Raw genomic sequence first — 17,877 nt, 5'->3', positions numbered from 1 at the left:
AGGTGTGGGAGCGGAGCACGGATCGACGGAGGTGTCGCCGCGCGGAGGGCGGCGTCTCGGTGTGCTCAGGGTGCGAGGGCCGTGCGGGGCAGTCCCAGGGTCTCGGGCAGGCCGAGCGCGAGGTTCGTCGACTGCACGGCGGCGCCGGCGGTCCCCTTGACGAGGTTGTCGATCGCGCTGAGGACGGTGACCTGCCCGCTGCGTCGGTCGACGGTGGCCCCCAGACGCACCGTGTTCGCACCGAGCACCTGCTGGGTGGAGGGGACACGGCCCGCGGGCAGGACGTCGACGAAGGGTTCGTCGGCGTAGTCCGAACCGAGCGCGTCGAGCAGGTCCTGCTCGGTGACCCCGTCGCCGGCCGGCGCGGTGATGACGGCGAGGATACCCCTGGTCATCGGGACCAGCACGGGGGTGAAGGTGAGGCGGGCGTCGAAGACGCCGGAAGCGCGCCGCAGGTTCTGCAGGATCTCCGGGATGTGACGGTGGGTCCCGCCGATGCCGTAGGGCGCGGCACCACCGCCGGCCTCGGCGAACAGGAGGTGCTGCTTGGCACTGCGGCCCGCACCCGAGTAGCCGACCGGGAGCACCGCGCTGAGGGCGGAGGGGTCCACGAGTCCGGCGCGGACCAGCGGAGCCAGCGCGAAGGTGACGGCGGTGGCATTGCAGCCGGGGACCGCGATCTCGCGCGCGTCCTGCAGGAGGTCCCGCTGACGCCGGGCAGTCGTCGCTGCCGGCCGCGATCCCGCGGTCTCGTGCAGAGGCAGCTCGGGCATCCCGTAGGTCCACGTGCCCGAGTGCTCGCCCGCGTAGTAGTCCGCCCAGTCGCGCGCGCTCTCCAGGCGGTGGTCCGCGCCCAGGTCCACCACGAGGACGTCGGGGTCATCCACCCGCAGCCGAGCAGCGATCTCCCCGGACTGGCCGTGCGGGAGGGCGAGGACCACGACGTCGTGTCCGGCGAGGTTCTCGGCCGTGGTGTCGACGAGCTCGAGGTCGTGCTCGAGATGTACGTGGGGTGCGACCTCGCTCAGGCGCTTGCCGACGCTCGAGTGCGCGGTCACGGTCACCACGTCGAGCAGAGGGTGGTCCGCGAGCAGCCGCAGGGTCTCCCCGCCCGCGTACCCCGAGGCGCCGACGACGGCGACCCGGCGGCGCGCGGCCGCCTGGTGCGCGGGATCGACCGGGGTGGACGTGGAGAGGGCTTCCGACTGCATGCGTACAACTATACAAGAGAATGCATACTCACGCATGCACGGCCGTTCCCCGGCCCTCCGAAGCCCCGGGAGTGCGAACCGACGCCGCCGGGAGGGGGTGGGCGAACATCGCCCGGCCCGGGAGCTGATCAGCGGAGATGACACCGATTGCGAATCGTTTTACGAATCAAACATCGGATGCCAGGCGCACGGCGACCCGGCCGGTCTCCGTCAGGTGCAGGTGCAGGGCGGTGAAGCCGAGCTCTCCCAGACGCGCGAGCAGACCACGGACACCGTCGGCCGAGAACGGCTTGCGGGCGACGTCGAGGCTCAGCCCGACATAGCGTGCCGTGCCGAGCCCCGACCGTGCGCCCGTCACGCGCGCAGCACGCCTCCGACGGCCCGGGAGACCGCCTCGATGCAGCGCTCACGTGCGGCACCGATCTGCTGGGCGGAGAGGGTGCCGTCCTCCGAGCGCAGGTGCACGGCGAAGGCGAGCGACTTCTTGCCCTCACCGACCTGCTCGCCCGTGAACACGTCGAACAGGTGCACGCTCTCGAGCACGTCGCCGATCCCTGCGACGATCGCGGCCTGCACCGCGACGGCCGGGACACCCTCGTCGACCACGAAGGCGAAGTCCTCCTTGGCCAGCGGGTAGGTGGAGACCGGCTCGGCCTCGACCACGGCCGGGGCCGAGACGATGACCGCCTCGAGGTCGAGCTCGAGAGCGCTCGTGCGCGCGGGCAGGTCGAAGGCCTTGACGACCTTCGGGTGCAGCTCGCCGGCGTGACCGATCACCGTGCCGTCCTCGAGGAACAGCTCGGCGCATCGCCCGGGATGGAAGGGAGCCTGTTCGCGCTGACGCACCTCCACACGGGCGCCGACCGCGGCAGCCGCGCGCTGCGCGAGGTCGATCGCCGCGGCCCAGTGCCACTGCTCGGGGGCACCCCACCAGGAGGCCGGCCCGACGGTCCCGCCGAGAACGGCAGCGAGGTGGCGGGTCTGTGCGGGCATCGCCTCGTCGACCTGCTGCAGCTGAGCCGGGGTAGGACGCTGCGCCGCGGGCAGCTCCTCGATGCGCCCGCGGGCGGCGCGGGAGACCGCGCCCAGCTCGAACAGGGCCAGCGAGTCCTGTCCGCGTCCCAGGTTGCGGCGCGCCACGGGCAGCAGCGTCTGCAGGAGCCTGGTCCGCAGCAGCGGCTCGTCCTCCGCGAGGGGGTTCAGCAGCCGCACGGCCTCGCGACGCTCGTCGTCGGCGCCGTACCCGAGGGTGTCGAACACGGACGCGGGGACGAAGGGCAGAGAGGTGACCTCGCTGAGCCCGGCCTCGGCGAACGCCCGGGCGGCGTGGCGACGGGCCTGCTGGGCACGCGTGAGGCCACGGCCGCCGGGGGCCTGCGGAAGGATCGAGGGGATCTTCTCGTAGCCCACCAGGCGGGCGATCTCCTCGATGAGGTCCTCGCGGATCACCAGGTCGCCCCGCCAGGAGGGCGGCGTGACCACGAGGGTGCCGCCGGCGACGGCCTCGCCGTCCACCGTGCAGCCGATCGCCTCGAGGGATTCGCGAACCTGCTCGGGGGTGTAGTCGATGCCGACGAGGGCGGCGGGGGCGTCGACCTCGAAGGCGATCGGCTCGCGCGCAGCCACCTCGCCGACGTCGGTGCGGGAGGCGGAGACCGTGCCGCCCCCGTGCTCGGCGAGCAGCCCGGCGGCCCTGGTGACGGCGACGGCCGGGAGCAGCGGGTCCACACCGCGCTCGAAGCGCTTGGAGGCCTCGCTGGGCAGGCGGTGGCGCCGCGCGGACCGCGCCACGCTGACGGTGTCGAAGGTCGCCGCCTCCAGGACCACGTCCCGGGTGCTCGACGAGACCTCGGTCGAGGCGCCGCCCATGACGCCCGCGATCCCGATGGCCCGGTCCCCGCTGCCGCCGGCGTCGGCGATCACGAGGTCCTCGGGGTCGAGCGCGCGCGGCTTGTCGTCGAGGGTCTCGAGCTTCTCGCCGGGGTGGGCGCGGCGCACGGTGACCGGGCCGACGAGCTCGGCCGCGTCGTAGGCGTGCAGGGGCTGGCCGAGGTCGAGCATGACGTAGTTGGTGACGTCGACGATCAGCGAGATGGGACGCATCCCGGCGAGGATGAGGCGCTGCTGCATCCAGCGCGGCGTCGCTGCCTCGGTGTCGATGCCGGAGACCTCCTGGGCGACGAAGCGCGTGCACCCGTCGCGGCCCTGGACGGGCGCCTCGTCGGCCAGCTGGACGGCGATGCCGTCGCCGTCGGCAGTGGGCACCTCGATCGTGCTCACCGGGTCGGTGAAGGCGGCGCCGGTGGCGTGGGAGTACTCCCGCGCCACGCCGCGCATCGAGAAGGCGTATCCGCGGTCCGGGGTCACGTTGATCTCGACGACCTCCTCGCCGAGACCCAGCAGGGAGATCGCGTCGTCACCGGGCTCACCGGTGAGACCCCGGGCGTGGCCGCGGCCCAGCACGATGATGCCGTCCTCGCCGTCGGGATCCGGTCCGAGCCCCAGCTCGTCGCCCGAGCAGATCATGCCGTCGGAGACGTGGCCGTAGGTCTTGCGCGCGGCGATCGGGAAGGGCCCGGGCAGCACGGTGCCGGGCAGGGAGACGACCACAAGGTCGCCCTCGACGAAGTTGTGCGCCCCGCAGATGATCCCGCGGCTGGGACGCTCCTCGCCGGGCTGGGGATCCTTCGGGGAGTCCTCGGCCTCGTTGTGCTCGGGTCCCACGTCCACGCGGCACCAGTTGATGGTCTTGCCGTTCTTCTGCGGCTCCTTGACCAGGTCCAGGACGCGACCGACGACGAGCGGCCCGGTGACCTGGGCGCCGAAGATCGCCTCCTCCTCGAGGCCGACGCGCGAGAGGTCCGTGGCGACCTGCTGGGCCGAGGCGTCCTCGGGCAGGGCGACGTGCTGGCCGAGCCAGGTGAGCGGAATGCGGGGCATCTCAGATCTCCGTCCCGTAGTGCTGGGAGAAGCGGACGTCGCCCTCCACCATGTCGTGCATGTCCGCGACGCCGTTGCGCAGCATGAGGATGCGCTCGATCCCGAGTCCGAAGGCGAAGCCCTGGTACTCCTCGGGGTCCACGCCCGCCGAGCGCAGCACGTCGGGGTGGACCATCCCGCAGCCGCCCATCTCGATCCATCCGGTGCCGCCGCACACACGGCACTCCGGGTCGGCGTCGTGGTCGAGCCCCAGCCGCGCGTCGCAGCTGAAGCAGCGGAAGTCCATCTCGGCGCTGGGCTCGGTGAAGGGGAAGTGGTTGGGGCGCAGGCGGGTGACGGGGCGACCGCCGAAGATGGCGGCGGCGAAGGCGTCGAGCGTGCCCACCAGGTTCGCCATGGTCAGGTTCTTGTCGATCGCCAGGCCCTCGATCTGGTTGAACATCGGCGAGTGGGTGGCGTCGAACTCGTCGGCCCGGTAGACGGTACCGGGGCACGCGATGTACAGCGGTGCGCCGCGCTCGAGCATCGCGCGGATCTGCACCGGGGAGGTCTGGGTGCGCAGCAGCAGCCCGGAGTCCTCCGGCGCCACGTAGAGGGTGTCCTGCGGCGATCGCGAGGGGTGGTTGGCCTCGGCGTTCAGCGCATCGAAGTTGTACCAGACCGTCTCGATCTCGGGTCCTTCGGCGATCTCCCAGCCGATGCCGACGAAGAAGTCCTCGATGCGGTCCTGCAGGGTGCGCAGCGGGTGGCGGGAGCCGCGCGGACGGCGATCCACGGGCACCGTGACGTCGACCGTCTCCTCGGCGAGGGCGGCCTCCTCCTCCGCGGCGGCGAGCTCGTCCTGTCGGGCGGCGAGGGCCTTCTGCACGCGCCCCTTGGACTGGCCGACCAGCTTCCCGGCGGCGGCCTTCTGGTCCTTGGGCAGGTCACGGATCGAGGCGTTGGCGCGCGAGAGCACGCTGGCATCGCCCACGTGATCGATCCGCACCTGCTTCAGCTCGGCGGTGGTGGTGGCCCCGGCGATCGCGGCGAGTGCGGCGTCGACGGCGGCGCCGATGGTGGGCTCGTCGATGGTGACGGCCTCGGGGTCCGCGGCGCCCGCGGTCTCGGGGCTGGGAGGTGTCTCGGACACGGGGATCGCTTTCGTCCGGTGGGCGGCTGGTGGGGCAGGGCGCACCGGGCACGTCGGCCCGTGCGCACCGCCGACCATTCTAGGAGGCCCGGCCGGGGCGCGCCGACGGCTCCACCACCACCGCGGGATGCGGGTCATGACTGCTGCCCGTCGGGGCCCGAGCACGTGCGCCGCCAGCACTCGCAGACGCCGTCCAGGCGCCCGTATAGGCTGGCAGGGACAGAGTTCTGTTCCCCCGGAAGGAGCCTCACCATGCCCACGACCGTGAAGGGCGTCATCGCCCGGCGTGCGAACGAACCCGCCGAGCTCACCGATATCGTCATCCCCGACCCGGGCCCGAACGACGTGATCGTCGACATCGAGGCCTGCGGGGTGTGCCACACCGACCTCGCCTACCGCGACGGGGCCGTCTCCGACGACTTCCCGTTCCTGCTGGGCCACGAGGCCGCCGGCCGGGTCTCCGCCATCGGCGAGGACGTCACCCACGTGGCCGAAGGGGACTTCGTGGTGCTCAACTGGCGCGCCGTGTGCGGTGACTGCCGCGCGTGTCGCCGCGGCGAGCAGGAGTACTGCTTCGACACCCACAACGCCTCCCAGCAGATGACGCTGGAGGACGGCACCGCGCTCGAGGCCGCACTCGGCATCGGCGCGTTCAGCGAGAAGACCCTGGTCCACGAGAAGCAGTGCACGAAGGTCTCCGAGGAGGCTCGCCCCGAGGTGGCCGGACTGCTGGGCTGCGGTCTGATGGCCGGCCTGGGCGCCGCCCTGAACACCGGTGAGGTCCGCCGCGGCGAGTCCGTGGCCGTCATCGGCCTGGGTGGCGTCGGCAGCGCCGCGATCGCGGGCGCCGTGCTCGCCGGGGCCACCACGGTGATCGGCCTCGACATCGTCGAGGAGAAGCTGCAGGCCGGGAAGGACCTCGGCGCGACCCACACGATCAACACCAAGGACCTCGACCGCGACCAGATCGTCGAGAAGGTCCAGGCGCTCACCGGCGGCTTCGGAGCCGACGTCGTGATCGACGCGGTGGGTCTCCCCTCCACCTACGAGACCGCGTTCTACGCCCGCGACCTCGCCGGCCGCGTGGTGCTGGTGGGCGTGCCCCACCCCGATGCGGAGCTCTCGATCCCGCTGGCCGACGTGTTCAGCCGCGGCGGCTCGCTCAAGTCCGCCTGGTACGGCGACTGCCTGCCCGAGCGGGACTTCCCCTACCTCACCGACCTCTACCTGCAGGGCCGACTCCCCCTCGAGCGCTTCGTCACCGGCACCACGGACCTCGCCGGCGTCGAGGACGCCCTGAACTCACTGCACAAGGGCGAGGTCCTGCGCACCGTGGCGGTGACCCGATGAGCGCCCGCATCGACCGCACCACCACCCAGGGCACCTTCACCCTGGACGGCGAGACCCACGAGGTCGAGAACAACGTCTGGGTGCTCGGCGACGACGAGCAGTGCGTGGTGTTCGACGCCCCGCACGACGTCGACGCGATCCGCGGCCTCGTCGGCGAACGGGAGTGCGTGGGCATCCTGCTCACCCACGCCCACGACGACCACTCGCGATTCGCCCCCGAGCTCTCCTCCGAGCTCGAGGCGCCGCTGCTGCTCAATCCCGAGGACACGGCGCTCTGGCAGCTCACCCACGGGGACCTGCCCTGGGACGGAGACGTGGCCGACGGGGACGAGTTCACGGTGGCGGGTGTGGACATCGAGGCGATCGCCACCCCGGGGCACTCCCCCGGCTCCGTCTGCTACCGGGTGGCCGCCATGGACTGCGTGTTCACCGGTGACACCCTGTTCGAAGGCGGGCCGGGCGCGACCGGGCGCTCCTACTCCGACCGCCCGACGATCGAGGAGTCGATCCGCACGCGCCTGTTCGCGCTGCCGCCGGAGACGATCGTGCACACCGGGCACGGCCCGGACACCACGATCGGCGCCGAGATCGAGAACGCCCAGGGCGACTGGCTGTCATGACCCAGCTGCGTCCCGCCCCGCTGGCACTCCGGCGCGGGCGGGCGTACGCCCGGGACTGCCTGGGATACATGGGGATCGCCGCTGCCCTGCTCCCGATCGGCGTTCCCGTGGCCCTGGGGATCCACGACACCGAGATCGCGCGTGTGATCGCTCTGGTCTCAAGCAGCATCCCACCGATTCTGGCCTCCCTCTGGGCGGCCCGTGCGGAGTCGGCTGGTAGCGCCGCGACGTGGGGGAAGCGCCGGGAGCGGCTCCAGGTCGTGGCGGCCGGACCGTCCACGGGACCGGCATCCTTCCCTCGCGCACTGCTGCGCAATGCCGTGAAGATCGCGCTGCCCTGGGAGCTGGGACACGTCGTCGCGATCGGCGCGGTCTACGGCGACCTCGACGACGGCAGTTCCTCGGCCCCGGTGAGCGCGGCCATGATTCTCGTCTACCCCTTGGTCCTCGGCCTCCTGGGGACGGTCGTCCTGGGGTCGGGGATCGGGCTGCACGACCGGCTCGCCGGCACCCGCGTGGTGACGGCGAGCTAGTTCAGCGCCGGCGCAGGGTCTCGAACAGGCAGACGGTCGCCGCGATGGCGACGTTCAGGGATTCGGCGTCGCCGGCGAGAGGGATCCGGACCGCGAGATCGGCATCCGCGAGAACCGATTCCGGAAGACCCCGCGCCTCGTTCCCCATCACCCACGCACTGCGGGAAGGCAGCTTCGCCGCATACAGGTCGCTCTCCGCGTAGCCACTGGTGGCGAGCACGGAGACGCCGGCGTCCCGCAGCTCGGAGAACAGTGCCTCCGGCGCGATCCCGGTGACCACCGGCAGATGGAAGAGACTCCCGGTGGCCGAACGCACCACCTTGGGGGCGTGGAAGTCGGCCGTGCCCGTCGTCGCGAGCACGGCGTCGGCGCCCGAGGCGTCGGCCGCGCGGATCAGCGTGCCGACATTCCCTGGATCCTGGACCTCGTGGAGCACGAGCACCGTCGCCGGCCCCGAAGGAAGGCCCGTGAGCACGTCCGTCAGGCTGCGCTGGGCGATGTCGGCGACGGCGAGCACACCCTGAGGGGAGGCCATCCCGTCCGCCGGGTCCTCGCCACGGGTCATCGCCCGCAGGATCTCCGAGGAGACCTCGCGCGCGGTGATACCGGAGGTCTCCGCGAGGTCGAGGATCTCGGGCGCGGCGTCGGCGCCGTCGAAGGTGACGTACAGCTCCCGGACAGCCTGTGCCCGGTGCTGCAGGAGGGAGCGCACCGCCTGTGGTCCCTCCACCCGGAAGCGTCCGTGCCTCCGGCGTGCAGAACGCCCGGACAGTGCGGCGATCCTCTTCACCCGATCGGATCTCGGGGAGGTGATCGCCCAGCTGTCCGGGCGTCCTGTGGTGCTCATGGTGCGAGCTGCTGCGCGAAGGTCAGGCCGCGGGGGCGTTGACGTCCTTCGGCAGGGCACCCTTCGCGGTCTGCACGAGCGACGCGAAGGCCGCGGAGTCGTTGACGGCGAGCTCGGCGAGCATGCGACGGTCGACCTCGACGCCCGCGAGGCCCAGACCCTGGACGAAGCGGTTGTAGGTCATGCCGTTGGCGCGGGCCGCAGCGTTGATGCGCTGGATCCACAGGCGACGGAAGTCGCTCTTGCGGACCTTGCGGTCGCGGTAGTTGTACGTCTGGGAGTGGAGCACCTGCTCCTTGGCCTTGCGGTACAGGCGCGAGCGCTGCCCGCGGTAGCCACTGGCCTGCTCGAGGATGTCCCGACGCTTCTTATGGGCGTTGACCGCCCGCTTCACGCGTGCCACGTGATTCTCCTTCGCTGGTGTTCGAGTTCGAGGATGCGGGAACTCATGAATCCCGCGAGGGGGCTCAGCGGCCCAGGAGCTTCTTCATGCGCTTGGTGTCGGCCTTGGCGACGTTCGTGTCGCTGCCCAGGCGGCGCTTGCGATTCGAGTCCTTGTGCTCGAGCAGGTGGCGAGCGTTCGCCTTCTCGCGCATGAGCTTGCCGGAGCCGGTCACGCGGACGCGCTTCTTGGTGCCCGAGTGGGTCTTGTTCTTCGGCATGAGCCTGTTCTCCTTCTGGATGGGATCGTGGGTCCGCGCCGCGGGCGCGGACGGGCGATCAGGACTGGGTGTCCGACGTGCTGTCGGAATCCTCGGGGGCCTCGACGGGGGTGTTCTCCGCGGGGGCCTCCTTGGAGGCGGCCTTCTCGGCATCGGTGCGGCGCTTGCGGGCCTCCGCACGTGCCTGGGCCTTCTTCTTCACCGGGCCCAGGACCATCACCATGGTGCGGCCGTCCTGGCGCGGGTGGGACTCGACGAAGCCGTAGTCGGCGACGTCCTCTGCCATGCGCCCGAGCAGGTGGATGCCTCGCTCGGGGCGAGCCTGCTCGCGGCCGCGGAAGCGCACCATGACCTTGACCTTGTCGCCGCCGGAAAGGAACTTCTCGACGTTGCGACGCTTGGTCTCGTAGTCGTGGGTGTCGATCTTCAGACCCATACGGATCTCCTTCTGGAGCGTATTGGTCTGGTTCTTCCGGGACTCACGGGCCTTCATGTTGGCTTCGTACTTGTACTTGCCATAGTCCATGAGACGGCAGACGGGCGGGTTCGCGCCCGGGGCGACCTCGACGAGATCGAGGTCGGCCTCGGCGGCGAGCCGCAGAGCGTCCTCGACACGCACGGTGCCGACCTGTTCGCCGTTGGGTCCGACCAGCAGGACCTTGGGGACCCTGATCTGGCCATTGATGCGCTGTTCGCTGATGGGTGTCTCCTCACCTCGGTGTCGATCACATGACGAAGGCCCCCACATGATGTGGAGGCCTCGAGTGCGCGCGCCGACCAGGCGCACGGCCGGCAGGATCGCCAGCTGCGACACGACCCCGACGACTGCGCGCCGCGAGGTGGGAGAGGCTCCACTTGCAAGGGAACGTCGTGTTCCGTTCGCCTATGCTACCAGGAGCAGGCCGGATCGCCCCGTGATGTGCGTCGCCCCGGGCGACGCCCCAGCGGCCTCGAGCGCCCTGCTCCGCATCTCGCACCGCAGACGACGAAGGACCCCCGTGAACGACTCCCCCGCCTCCAGTACCTCCGGCCCCGACGAGAACGCCTCCTCGGTGTTCCGCTTCGAGGCCTCCGAGGGAGGCGACAGCCCTGCAGGCCACCACCACCTCGAGGACGTCGGCCTCGCCGCGGACGCGACCCGGGACATCGCCGATGTCACCGCCGTGGAGATCATCTCCAGTGCGTGCGTGCATCTGATGAGCGCTGCCGCCGTGAAGATCGGCCTCGCCGAGGACGAGGAGACCGGCAACTACCAGGACCTCGCCGAAGCGCGCGCCCTGATCACCTCGCTCGCCGGCCTGGTGACGGCGGCCTCCCCGGAGATCGGCAACGAGCACGCACGCTCCCTGCGCGACGGCCTGCGCACCCTGCAGCTGGCCTTCGCCGAAGCCCTTCCCTTCCCCGACGAGCCCGGTCGGGCCCCCGGCGAGAAGTGGACGGGTCGCGTCAGCTGAGAACAACCCCCTCGGCCGACGCCGCGGCCGCCGGGCCCCGAGGTCTCAGCGGCTCAGCCGCTCAGCCGCTCAGCCGCTCAGCCGCTCAGCGACCGAGGGTCAGCTTGAGCGAGCTGATGCGATCGGCCACCAGGCTCGAGGCGCCGAGCATCTCGCTCAGCCGGCCGACGACCGCCTGCACGGCTCCCGCGTCAAGTCCCTCCCGCAGACGCACCAGCAGGTCGACCTCGGCGTGCTCACCCGGGCGCGCCTGCAGGGCGATCACCGGAGGGAGTTCATCCCCGATCGCCGCGAGCTCGGCGGCGAGCTCTGGATCCTCGTGCGGCGGGATCCAGGGGCGCCGCTGGGCGAGAGCCCACAGCACCGAGCGCTGAAGGGTGATCGGGGTCGGGGCCGAGGCCGCCTGGCCCCCCTCACCGGGTGGGTCCAGCACGAGCTGGGTGATCCCCTCCTGGACCGCCGCCTGGGCGGCCTGCGCCGTCGGGGTCGGGACCGGGCGGGCACGGGGCTGCCATCTCTGGAGGTGGGCGACGGCCGTGAACACGGGCAGGATCCGGGTGCCGTCGGCCGCCGTGATCGAGACCATGGCCATGTCAGCCCCGTTGTCGCCGGTCAGACCGTGCGCCGTGACGCCCTCCTCGGTGGCGACCGCCATGATCGGCACCAGCAGTCGGCTGGCGGCGAGAGCAGCGACCAGACCACGGCGATAGGGGTCGCGCCCCGACGCGAGCTCGGCGAGCGCATCGGCCACCCGGGCCGGCGTGGTGCCGTCGTCCTGCGGGAACGGGCTGGTGGTGTAGTCGCGTCCTGCCCAGCTGGTCCCCGCGGTGTCGGTGTACCGCGACTTCTCACGGAAGTGGGCGGGGAGGGTGCGTCCGCCGACGGTGGATCCCGGGTCCGGCGGGAGGTCTCCGTGCTCGGCGCCCGTCCGCTTCGCGGGATCCTGCGGGTCGCCCGTCATGGGCGCCCCGCCACCTCGAGGGCCTCGGGAAGGGTGAAGGCTCCGGCGTACAGCGCCTTGCCGACGATCGCACCTTCGACGCCGGCCTCCACCAGGGTGCGCAGGGAGCGCAGGTCCTCGAGGGAGGAGATGCCGCCGGAGGCGACGACCTTCGCGTCCGTGCTCCCGCAGACCCGGCCGAGCAGGTCCAGGTTCGGGCCGCTCATCATGCCGTCCTTGGTGACGTCGGTGATGACGTAGCGGGCGCAGCCGGCGGCGTCCAGACGCTCGATCGCCTCCCAGAGGTCACCGCCCTCCTTGGTCCAGCCGCGTGCGGCCAGGGTCGAGCCGCGCACATCGAGGCCCACGGCGATGCGGTCTCCGTGCTCGGCGATGACCTCGGCGGTCCACTCGGGGTTCTCGAGGGCGGCAGTGCCCAGGTTCACGCGACGGCAGCCCGTCGCCAGCGCGGCGGTCAGCGACGCGTCGTCACGGATGCCGCCGGAGAGCTCGACCTGCAGATCGACGGCGGCCACGACCTCGGCCAGCAGATTCGCGTTGCTGCCGCGACCGAAGGCGGCGTCGAGGTCCACGAGGTGCAGCCAGGTCGCGCCTCCTGCCTCGAAGGTGCGGGCGGCCTCCAGCGGGGAGCCGTAGGTGGTCTCGGTGCCGGCCTCTCCCTGGACCAGGCGCACGGCCTGGCCGTCCTGGACGTCGACGGCGGGAAGGAGTTCGAGCGCGGGGCTGGTCATGAGTGCCTCCGGGGCAGCGGGTCGGTGGGGCGACGGGGAGATGGGGCGGCCTCTCAGGTCTGGATCCGCCAGATGCAGACGGCCACGCACACCAGACCGAGCACGAGCAGCAGGATACGGGTCCACCAGGGCTTGCCCGAGCGGTGGAACGACCAGGCGCCGCCCAGCAGCATGCCACCGGCGAACAGCATGAAGAAGGCGAGGATCATGCGGTCGCTCCCGCCCGACGACGGGGCAGGGTGCGAAGCCAGTTGCGCAGCAGCCGGGTCCCGGCGGCGCCGGACTTCTCGGGGTGGAACTGGGTGGCGGTGAGGGCACCGTTCTCGACGGCAGCGACGAACCGGTCCGACTCGTGGGTCGCCCACGTCACCAGGGGGTCCGGCAGCGGCGGCTGCGACTCGAGCTCCCAGGAGCGGGCCGCGTAGGAGTGGACGAAGTAGAAGCGCTCGCCCTCGATGCCCTCGAAGAGCCTGCTGCCCTGGGGCACCTCGACCGTGTTCCAGCCCATGTGGGGGACGACGCGTGCCTGCAGCCGCGTCACCTCCCCCGGCCACTGGTCCAGGCCGATGGTGCGCTCACCGTGCTCCGTGCCGGCCGCGAACATCACCTGCAGTCCGACGCAGATACCCAGCACGGGCAGTCCCCCTGCCAGCCGACGTTCGATGATCCGGTCCCCGCCGACGGCGCGGATCTGTGCCGCCGTCGTCGCGAAGGCGCCGACACCGGGCACGACGAGCCCGTCGGCCGCCAGAGCGGTCTCGCGATCCGCGGTGAGCTCGACGGCGGCACCTGCCGCCTCGAGGGCGCGCACGGCGGAGCGGACGTTGCCGCTCCCGTGGTCCAGGACCACGACCCGCGCGAGATCCTTCGACGTCATGTCCTCGTGTTCCGTGGGGGTCATCGCTCCTTGCGCCCCTGGGAGATCCAGGCGAGAGCCTCGTCGCGGGTCAGCACGGCCGGGTCGTAGCCCTCCCCGAGGGTGGCGACGTCGGCCGCGCCCAGCATGAGCTGCTCGACCAGGTCGTCCATCGCCCCCATCACGATCGCCGGTGAGACGTCCTCACCGCGCTCGCCCTCCTTGTAGCGCGTCGCGGTCATGCGCTCGCCCTTGCGCCAGAACAGGACCACGCCGTTGCGCTGCAGGGCGGTGGAGGTGATGGCGGCGAGCTCGTGCGCGATGCCCTCCTGGAGCGCGCCGACGGCGATCGCCCCCATCGAGGTGTCGTGGACGCGGGTGCCGGCGGGGATCTCGGCACCGTCGGTGCGCGCTTCACGGCCCAGGCGGATGGCGCCGGCGAGGGCCTTGGCGGAGACCACGGAGGTGGCCACGACCGCGATCGCGGGCTCCTCGTCCTCTCCCCCGCTGATGATGTCCTCGACGGTGAAGGGCTCGGACTCCTCGGGCGGCTCGGAGTTCTCACCACCGAGGTCGAGGCCCTGGGTCAGGCGTGCGAACTCGGCGTCGATGTCGTCGTCGCCGCCGGAGGGGCGGGGCGGTTCTGCGGTGCTCACAGGGCTCCCTTCGTGGAGGGGACGTCGCTCACGCGGGGGTCGAGCGCGCACGCGGCGCGCAGGGCCCGGGCGAGGGCCTTGAACTGGGCCTCGACGATGTGGTGGGGGTCACGGCCCGCGAGCACTCGCATGTGCAGGCAGATCGCGGCGTGGAAGGAGAGGGACTCCAGGACGTGCCGGGTCAGGGAGCCGGTGAAGTGCCCGCCGATCAGGTGGTACTCCTGCCCCTCGGGCTCGCCCGTCTGCACGCAGTACGGACGCCCGGAGACGTCGACGACGGCGTGGGCGAGGGCCTCGTCCAGCGGGATGGTGGCCTCTCCGAACCGGGAGAGGCCGCGCTTGTCCCCGAGGGCCTCACGCAGGCACTGGCCGAGCACGATGGCCGTGTCCTCGACGGTGTGGTGGACGTCCACGTCGGTGTCACCGCTCGCCCGCACGGTCAGGTCGAAACGGGCATGGGTGCCGAGCGCCGTCAGCATGTGGTCGAAGAAGGGCACCGAGGTCGCGACGTCGACGACGCCCGTCCCGTCCAGGTCGAGGGTGACCTCGACGGAGGACTCGCGGGTGGTGCGGGAGATGCTCGCGGTGCGGTGGGCGCGCGCGGGAGCCGCGCTCTCGTCCATGCTCGATGTCATCGGGGGTCGGCCTCCTCGAGGGCGGTGCGGAATGCGGCGTTGTCCTCGTCCGTGCCGACGGAGACGCGCATCCAGGGCTCGGGGCCCACCTCACGGATCAGCACGCCGCGCTCGAGCAGAGCCTGCCACACCTGGTGACGGTCCGCGGCCCGGTGCAGGAGCGGGACGAAGTAGATGAAGTTGGCGTCCGAGGGGGCGGTGAGGTGCCCTCGCTCGCGCAGGTGCTCGAACAGGGCGTCCCGTGCCGTCCGCAGCTGATCGACCTTCCCCAGCAGCTCCTCGCGGTGTGCCAGGGCGGTGCGGGCGACGGCCTGGGTGACGGCCGAGAGGTGGTAGGGCAGACGCACGACCCTCACGGAGTCGACGATCGCGGGATCGGCCACGAGGTATCCCAGGCGCCCGCCGGCGAGGGCGAACGCCTTGGACATGGTGCGGGTGACCACGAGGTTCGGGAACTGCGGCAGGAGCTCGAGCGCGCTGGGGACGCCGTCGCGCCGGAACTCGCCGTAGGCCTCGTCGACCACCAGCATCCCCGCCGTGGGCAGCAGCGCCTGTGCGGCGGCGCTCACGACGTCCGGGGCCAGTGCGGTCCCGGTGGGATTGTTCGGGCTGGTCAGCACCACGATGTCGGGCCGGTGCGCCGCGATCGCCGCGGTCACGTCCTCGGCGGTGAGGGCGAACTCCGGCGCCGGTCCACGATCGGCGACGACCCAGTCCGTGTAGGTGTCGCGGGCGTACTCGGGATACATCGAGTAGTGGGGCGTGAAGCCCAGGGCCGTGCGTCCGGGACCGCCGTAGGCGAGCAGCAGCTGGTGCATGATCTCGTTCGACCCGTTCGCGGCCCAGACCGATGCCACGGGTGGCGCCGGGATCCCGGACTCGGCGGCGAGGTAGTCGGCGAGGTCCTCTCGCAGGGCGGTGAACTCGCGGTCGGGGTACCGGTTCAGTCCACCGGCGGCCTCTCGCACGGCACGTCCGAGGTCCTCGGCGAGCGCCGCGGAGGGGCCGACCGGGTTCTCGTTGACGTTCAAGAGGTGGGGGACGTCGATCTGCGGGGCGCCGTAGGGATCGACGCCGCGGAGGTCCTCGCGACGCGGCGGCAGGCCCTCGCGCACGGGCGTGGGCGCGGCGGCGTGCGTCGCCGCGGGACGGGCGGGCGCAGCGACGTCGGGACGGCTCGAGACGGGCATGGCCCCATCGTAGAGGCCGGGAGGCGACCGTCTCTCCCACGCCCGCAGCGCGGGATCCGTTCCCAGCGGGTGCGGACACGGGGGCGATACGGTGGGTCCGTGCTTCGTTTCCTCGGTGCCCTGATCGGCGACGTCCTCGCCATCGTCCTGTTCGTCGCGATCGGGCTGTTCCAGCACGGCCTCGACATCACCACGCAGAACCTGGTGCTGGTCGGCTGGCCGTTCGCCGCCGCTCTGATCGTCGGCCATCTCGCCGCGCAGACCTGGCGGGGGCCGTTCCGCGTCTGGCCCCAGGGGGTCTTCGTCTGGGCCATCACGATCGTCGGCGCGATGGCCGTGCGCACCCTGTTCCAGGCAGGCACCGAGGTGTCCTTCGTGATCGTCACCTCGATCGTGCTGGGCGTGCTGATGCTGGGCTGGCGCGCCCTGGCGAGCTACCTCACCCGCGGTGCGCCCCGTGAGGTCATCGACGCCGAGGACCTCGAGGCCGAGGATCTCCAGCGGGACGGGGGCCGCGGGCGCGACGGCGACACCGCGAGGGACGCCACCGACTCCCTGACGTCGCCCTCCGCCTCCTCCCGGAACTGAGAGTCCGTCCGCACCGGTCGACGCCGCCTCCCCTACGGTGGATCGGCAGTCCGACCTCGACCTACGACGATGCCGAGGATGCGGGGCGATCGGACAGGTCCGGCAGGGCCGTCGAGGCGGCCCCGGAGGCGCCGGGCGTGCCGCGCTGACGCCCGTTCTTCTCAGCGGCGCTCGTCCTGCTCCTGCGCGAAACGGACGTCCACCGCGGTGCCGTGCGCGGGCAGACCCTCGGATCGGGCGAGGGTCGTCGCCGCATCCCGTGATCCCGCGAGCGCGTCGCGGTCGTACTCCACGACGTGGATGCCACGCAGGAACGACTGCACGCCCAGGCCCCCGGCGAAGCGGGAGGTGCCGCCCGTCGGCAGCACGTGGTTCGAGCCGGCGGCGTAATCGCCCAGGCTGACAGGGCTGAACGGTCCGACGAACACGGCACCGGCGTTGGTGACGCGGGCGGCGACGGCGGCGGCATCGGCCGTCTGGATCTCCAGGTGCTCGGCGCCGTAGGCGTCGACGACCGCGAGGCCCTGCTCGACGTCGTCCACGAGGATGACGCCGCTCTGACGGCCCCGCAGGGCCTCGGCGATGCGGGCGTGGTGCTCGGCGGCGGGAACCTGCTGCTCGAGCTCCTGCTCGACCCGCCCGACGAGCTCTTCGTCATCCGTGACCAGCACGGCGGCGGCCATCGGGTCGTGCTCGGCCTGGGAGATGAGGTCGGCGGCGACCAGTCGCGCATCGGCGGTGCCGTCGGCGAGGATCGCGATCTCCGTGGGCCCCGCCTCGGCGTCGATCCCGACGATCCCGCGCACCAGCCGCTTGGCCGCCGCGACGTAGACATTGCCGGGCCCGGTGACGAGGTCGACCCCTTCGAGGCCGCGTCCGTCGCCGAGGTCGTCGGCGCCGTGGGCGAGGAGCGCGATCGCCTGGGCCCCGCCGACGGCGAGGACCTCGTCGATCCCCAGCAGCGCGCAGGCGGCCAGGATCGTGGGGTGCGGGAGGCCCCCGAACTCCTTCTGGGGCGGGGAGGCCAGCACGATCTGCCCCACACCGGCGGTCTGCGCCGGCACCGCGTTCATGACCACGGAGCTCGGCAGCACCGCGCGACCGCCGGGCACGTAGAGCCCGACCCGTCGCACGGGGACCCAGCGCTGGGTGACGCGACCGCCGGGGACGACCTCGACGGACTCGCTCTCGCGGACCTGGGCGGCATCGACGACGCGCACCCGTGCGATCGCGGTCTCCAGCGCGCTGCGCACCCCCGGGTCGAGCTCGCGCAGCGCCGTCTCGATCGCCTCGCGCGGGACCCGCAGATGCTCGGGGCTCACCCCGTCGAACCTCTCCGTCGCCTCGCGCGCGGCAGCCGCACCTCGGGTCGCGACGTCGTGGACGACGGGGGCGACGGCCTCGGCGGCTGCCGCCACGTCCACCTCGGGTCGGGGCAGGGAGGCAGCGAGCTCGGCAGCGCCGGGACGCGTGCCGCGCAGGTCGGTCTGGGAGAGGAAAGCCATGGTCGA

Annotated in this window: 21 protein-coding genes; 5 read left to right on the top strand and 16 right to left on the bottom strand. The window is 72.1% G+C overall.

The genetic code is table 11. From position 1 onward, the window contains the following. Positions 1 to 65 precede the first annotated feature (65 nt). From argC to pheS, 4 genes are all read right to left on the bottom strand, one after another. The gene (argC, locus tag DEO23_RS15140; RefSeq protein ID WP_205678997.1) at positions 66 to 1,211 is read right to left on the bottom strand and encodes an N-acetyl-gamma-glutamyl-phosphate reductase; all 1,146 of its coding nucleotides are present in this window, start codon (positions 1,209 to 1,211) and stop codon (positions 66 to 68) included. A 166-nt stretch (positions 1,212 to 1,377) separates the two neighbouring features. After that, positions 1,378 to 1,569: a hypothetical protein gene (locus tag DEO23_RS15135; protein ID WP_109276864.1), complete on the bottom strand. Its 192-nt coding sequence runs from the start codon at positions 1,567 to 1,569 to the stop codon at positions 1,378 to 1,380. Further along, positions 1,566 to 4,151, bottom strand: a complete 2,586-nt coding sequence (pheT, locus tag DEO23_RS15130; RefSeq protein WP_109276863.1) for a phenylalanine--tRNA ligase subunit beta — start codon at positions 4,149 to 4,151, stop codon at positions 1,566 to 1,568. The genes DEO23_RS15135 and pheT overlap by 4 nt, the downstream gene beginning before the upstream one ends. Before the next feature lies 1 nt (position 4,152). Beyond that, positions 4,153 to 5,283: a phenylalanine--tRNA ligase subunit alpha gene (gene pheS, locus DEO23_RS15125; protein ID WP_240613443.1), complete on the bottom strand. Its 1,131-nt coding sequence runs from the start codon at positions 5,281 to 5,283 to the stop codon at positions 4,153 to 4,155. Between the two features lie 252 nt (positions 5,284 to 5,535). Between pheS and DEO23_RS15120 the strand changes: the two genes are divergently transcribed. The 3 genes from DEO23_RS15120 to DEO23_RS15110 are packed head-to-tail and all read left to right on the top strand — an operon-like array spanning position 5,536 to position 7,786. Then, entirely contained in the window at positions 5,536 to 6,633 is a 1,098-nt protein-coding gene (locus DEO23_RS15120; RefSeq protein WP_109276861.1) for an S-(hydroxymethyl)mycothiol dehydrogenase, read from the top strand. Next, the gene (locus tag DEO23_RS15115; protein ID WP_109276860.1) at positions 6,630 to 7,253 is read left to right on the top strand and encodes an MBL fold metallo-hydrolase; all 624 of its coding nucleotides are present in this window, start codon (positions 6,630 to 6,632) and stop codon (positions 7,251 to 7,253) included. Before DEO23_RS15120 ends, DEO23_RS15115 begins: the two co-directional genes overlap by 4 nt. Further along, positions 7,250 to 7,786, top strand: a complete 537-nt coding sequence (locus tag DEO23_RS15110; protein ID WP_109276859.1) for an RDD family protein — start codon at positions 7,250 to 7,252, stop codon at positions 7,784 to 7,786. Before DEO23_RS15115 ends, DEO23_RS15110 begins: the two co-directional genes overlap by 4 nt. 1 nt (position 7,787) lies before the next feature. On the opposite strand, the gene DEO23_RS15105 is transcribed toward DEO23_RS15110, so the two are convergent. The 4 genes from DEO23_RS15105 to infC form a co-directional block, all read right to left on the bottom strand. Beyond that, a complete protein-coding gene (locus DEO23_RS15105; RefSeq protein ID WP_109276858.1) occupies positions 7,788 to 8,633 on the bottom strand; it encodes a TrmH family RNA methyltransferase in 846 nt (281 codons plus the stop codon). A gap of 22 nt (positions 8,634 to 8,655) precedes the next feature. After that, entirely contained in the window at positions 8,656 to 9,036 is a 381-nt protein-coding gene (gene rplT / locus DEO23_RS15100; protein WP_109276857.1) for a 50S ribosomal protein L20, read from the bottom strand. A gap of 64 nt (positions 9,037 to 9,100) precedes the next feature. Then, on the bottom strand, positions 9,101 to 9,295 hold the full coding sequence (gene rpmI, locus DEO23_RS15095; protein WP_109276856.1) for a 50S ribosomal protein L35: 195 nt from the start codon (positions 9,293 to 9,295) through the stop codon (positions 9,101 to 9,103). A gap of 58 nt (positions 9,296 to 9,353) precedes the next feature. Further along, positions 9,354 to 10,109, bottom strand: a complete 756-nt coding sequence (infC, locus tag DEO23_RS15090; RefSeq protein WP_338067843.1) for a translation initiation factor IF-3 — start codon at positions 10,107 to 10,109, stop codon at positions 9,354 to 9,356. Positions 10,110 to 10,293: 184 nt separating this feature from the next. On the opposite strand from infC, the gene DEO23_RS15085 reads away from it, so the two are divergent. Next, the gene (locus DEO23_RS15085; protein WP_109276855.1) at positions 10,294 to 10,749 is read left to right on the top strand and encodes a DUF1844 domain-containing protein; all 456 of its coding nucleotides are present in this window, start codon (positions 10,294 to 10,296) and stop codon (positions 10,747 to 10,749) included. Positions 10,750 to 10,834: 85 nt separating this feature from the next. Here DEO23_RS15085 and DEO23_RS15080 read toward each other — a convergent pair whose 3' ends face one another. The 7 genes from DEO23_RS15080 to DEO23_RS15055 are packed head-to-tail and all read right to left on the bottom strand — an operon-like array spanning position 10,835 to position 15,778. Beyond that, positions 10,835 to 11,710 (bottom strand): SseB family protein, encoded by an 876-nt coding sequence (locus DEO23_RS15080; protein WP_109276854.1) that lies wholly within the window; start codon positions 11,708 to 11,710, stop codon positions 10,835 to 10,837. Further along, entirely contained in the window at positions 11,707 to 12,441 is a 735-nt protein-coding gene (priA, locus tag DEO23_RS15075) for a bifunctional 1-(5-phosphoribosyl)-5-((5-phosphoribosylamino)methylideneamino)imidazole-4-carboxamide isomerase/phosphoribosylanthranilate isomerase PriA (RefSeq protein WP_109276853.1), read from the bottom strand. Before priA ends, DEO23_RS15080 begins: the two co-directional genes overlap by 4 nt. Before the next feature lie 53 nt (positions 12,442 to 12,494). After that, a complete protein-coding gene (locus DEO23_RS16180; protein ID WP_165831872.1) occupies positions 12,495 to 12,650 on the bottom strand; it encodes a hypothetical protein in 156 nt (51 codons plus the stop codon). Beyond that, positions 12,647 to 13,342, bottom strand: coding sequence for an imidazole glycerol phosphate synthase subunit HisH (hisH, locus tag DEO23_RS15070; protein WP_109276852.1), 696 nt, complete (start codon positions 13,340 to 13,342; stop codon positions 12,647 to 12,649). The genes DEO23_RS16180 and hisH overlap by 4 nt, the downstream gene beginning before the upstream one ends. Next, a complete protein-coding gene (locus DEO23_RS15065) occupies positions 13,339 to 13,953 on the bottom strand; it encodes a hypothetical protein (protein WP_109276851.1) in 615 nt (204 codons plus the stop codon). The genes hisH and DEO23_RS15065 overlap by 4 nt, the downstream gene beginning before the upstream one ends. Next, a complete protein-coding gene (gene hisB / locus DEO23_RS15060) occupies positions 13,950 to 14,588 on the bottom strand; it encodes an imidazoleglycerol-phosphate dehydratase HisB (protein WP_109276850.1) in 639 nt (212 codons plus the stop codon). The genes DEO23_RS15065 and hisB overlap by 4 nt, the downstream gene beginning before the upstream one ends. Continuing rightward, positions 14,585 to 15,778 carry a histidinol-phosphate transaminase gene (locus DEO23_RS15055; protein WP_109276849.1) on the bottom strand — a complete coding sequence of 398 codons (1,194 nt, stop codon included), beginning with the start codon at positions 15,776 to 15,778 and terminating at the stop codon, positions 14,585 to 14,587. Before DEO23_RS15055 ends, hisB begins: the two co-directional genes overlap by 4 nt. A 99-nt stretch (positions 15,779 to 15,877) precedes the next feature. Between DEO23_RS15055 and DEO23_RS15050 the strand changes: the two genes are divergently transcribed. After that, positions 15,878 to 16,366 carry a DUF3054 domain-containing protein gene (locus DEO23_RS15050; RefSeq protein WP_109276848.1) on the top strand — a complete coding sequence of 163 codons (489 nt, stop codon included), beginning with the start codon at positions 15,878 to 15,880 and terminating at the stop codon, positions 16,364 to 16,366. 161 nt (positions 16,367 to 16,527) lie between these two features. On the opposite strand, the gene hisD is transcribed toward DEO23_RS15050, so the two are convergent. Beyond that, positions 16,528 to 17,871, bottom strand: a complete 1,344-nt coding sequence (hisD, locus tag DEO23_RS15045) for a histidinol dehydrogenase (protein WP_109276847.1) — start codon at positions 17,869 to 17,871, stop codon at positions 16,528 to 16,530. Positions 17,872 to 17,877 lie beyond the last annotated feature (6 nt).

Source organism: Brachybacterium endophyticum, assembly GCF_003130585.1.
Lineage (GTDB): Bacteria > Actinomycetota > Actinomycetes > Actinomycetales > Dermabacteraceae > Brachybacterium > Brachybacterium endophyticum.
Note: the sequence above shows the minus strand (reverse complement) of the source record. Positions and strands in the feature narration are given on the sequence as shown.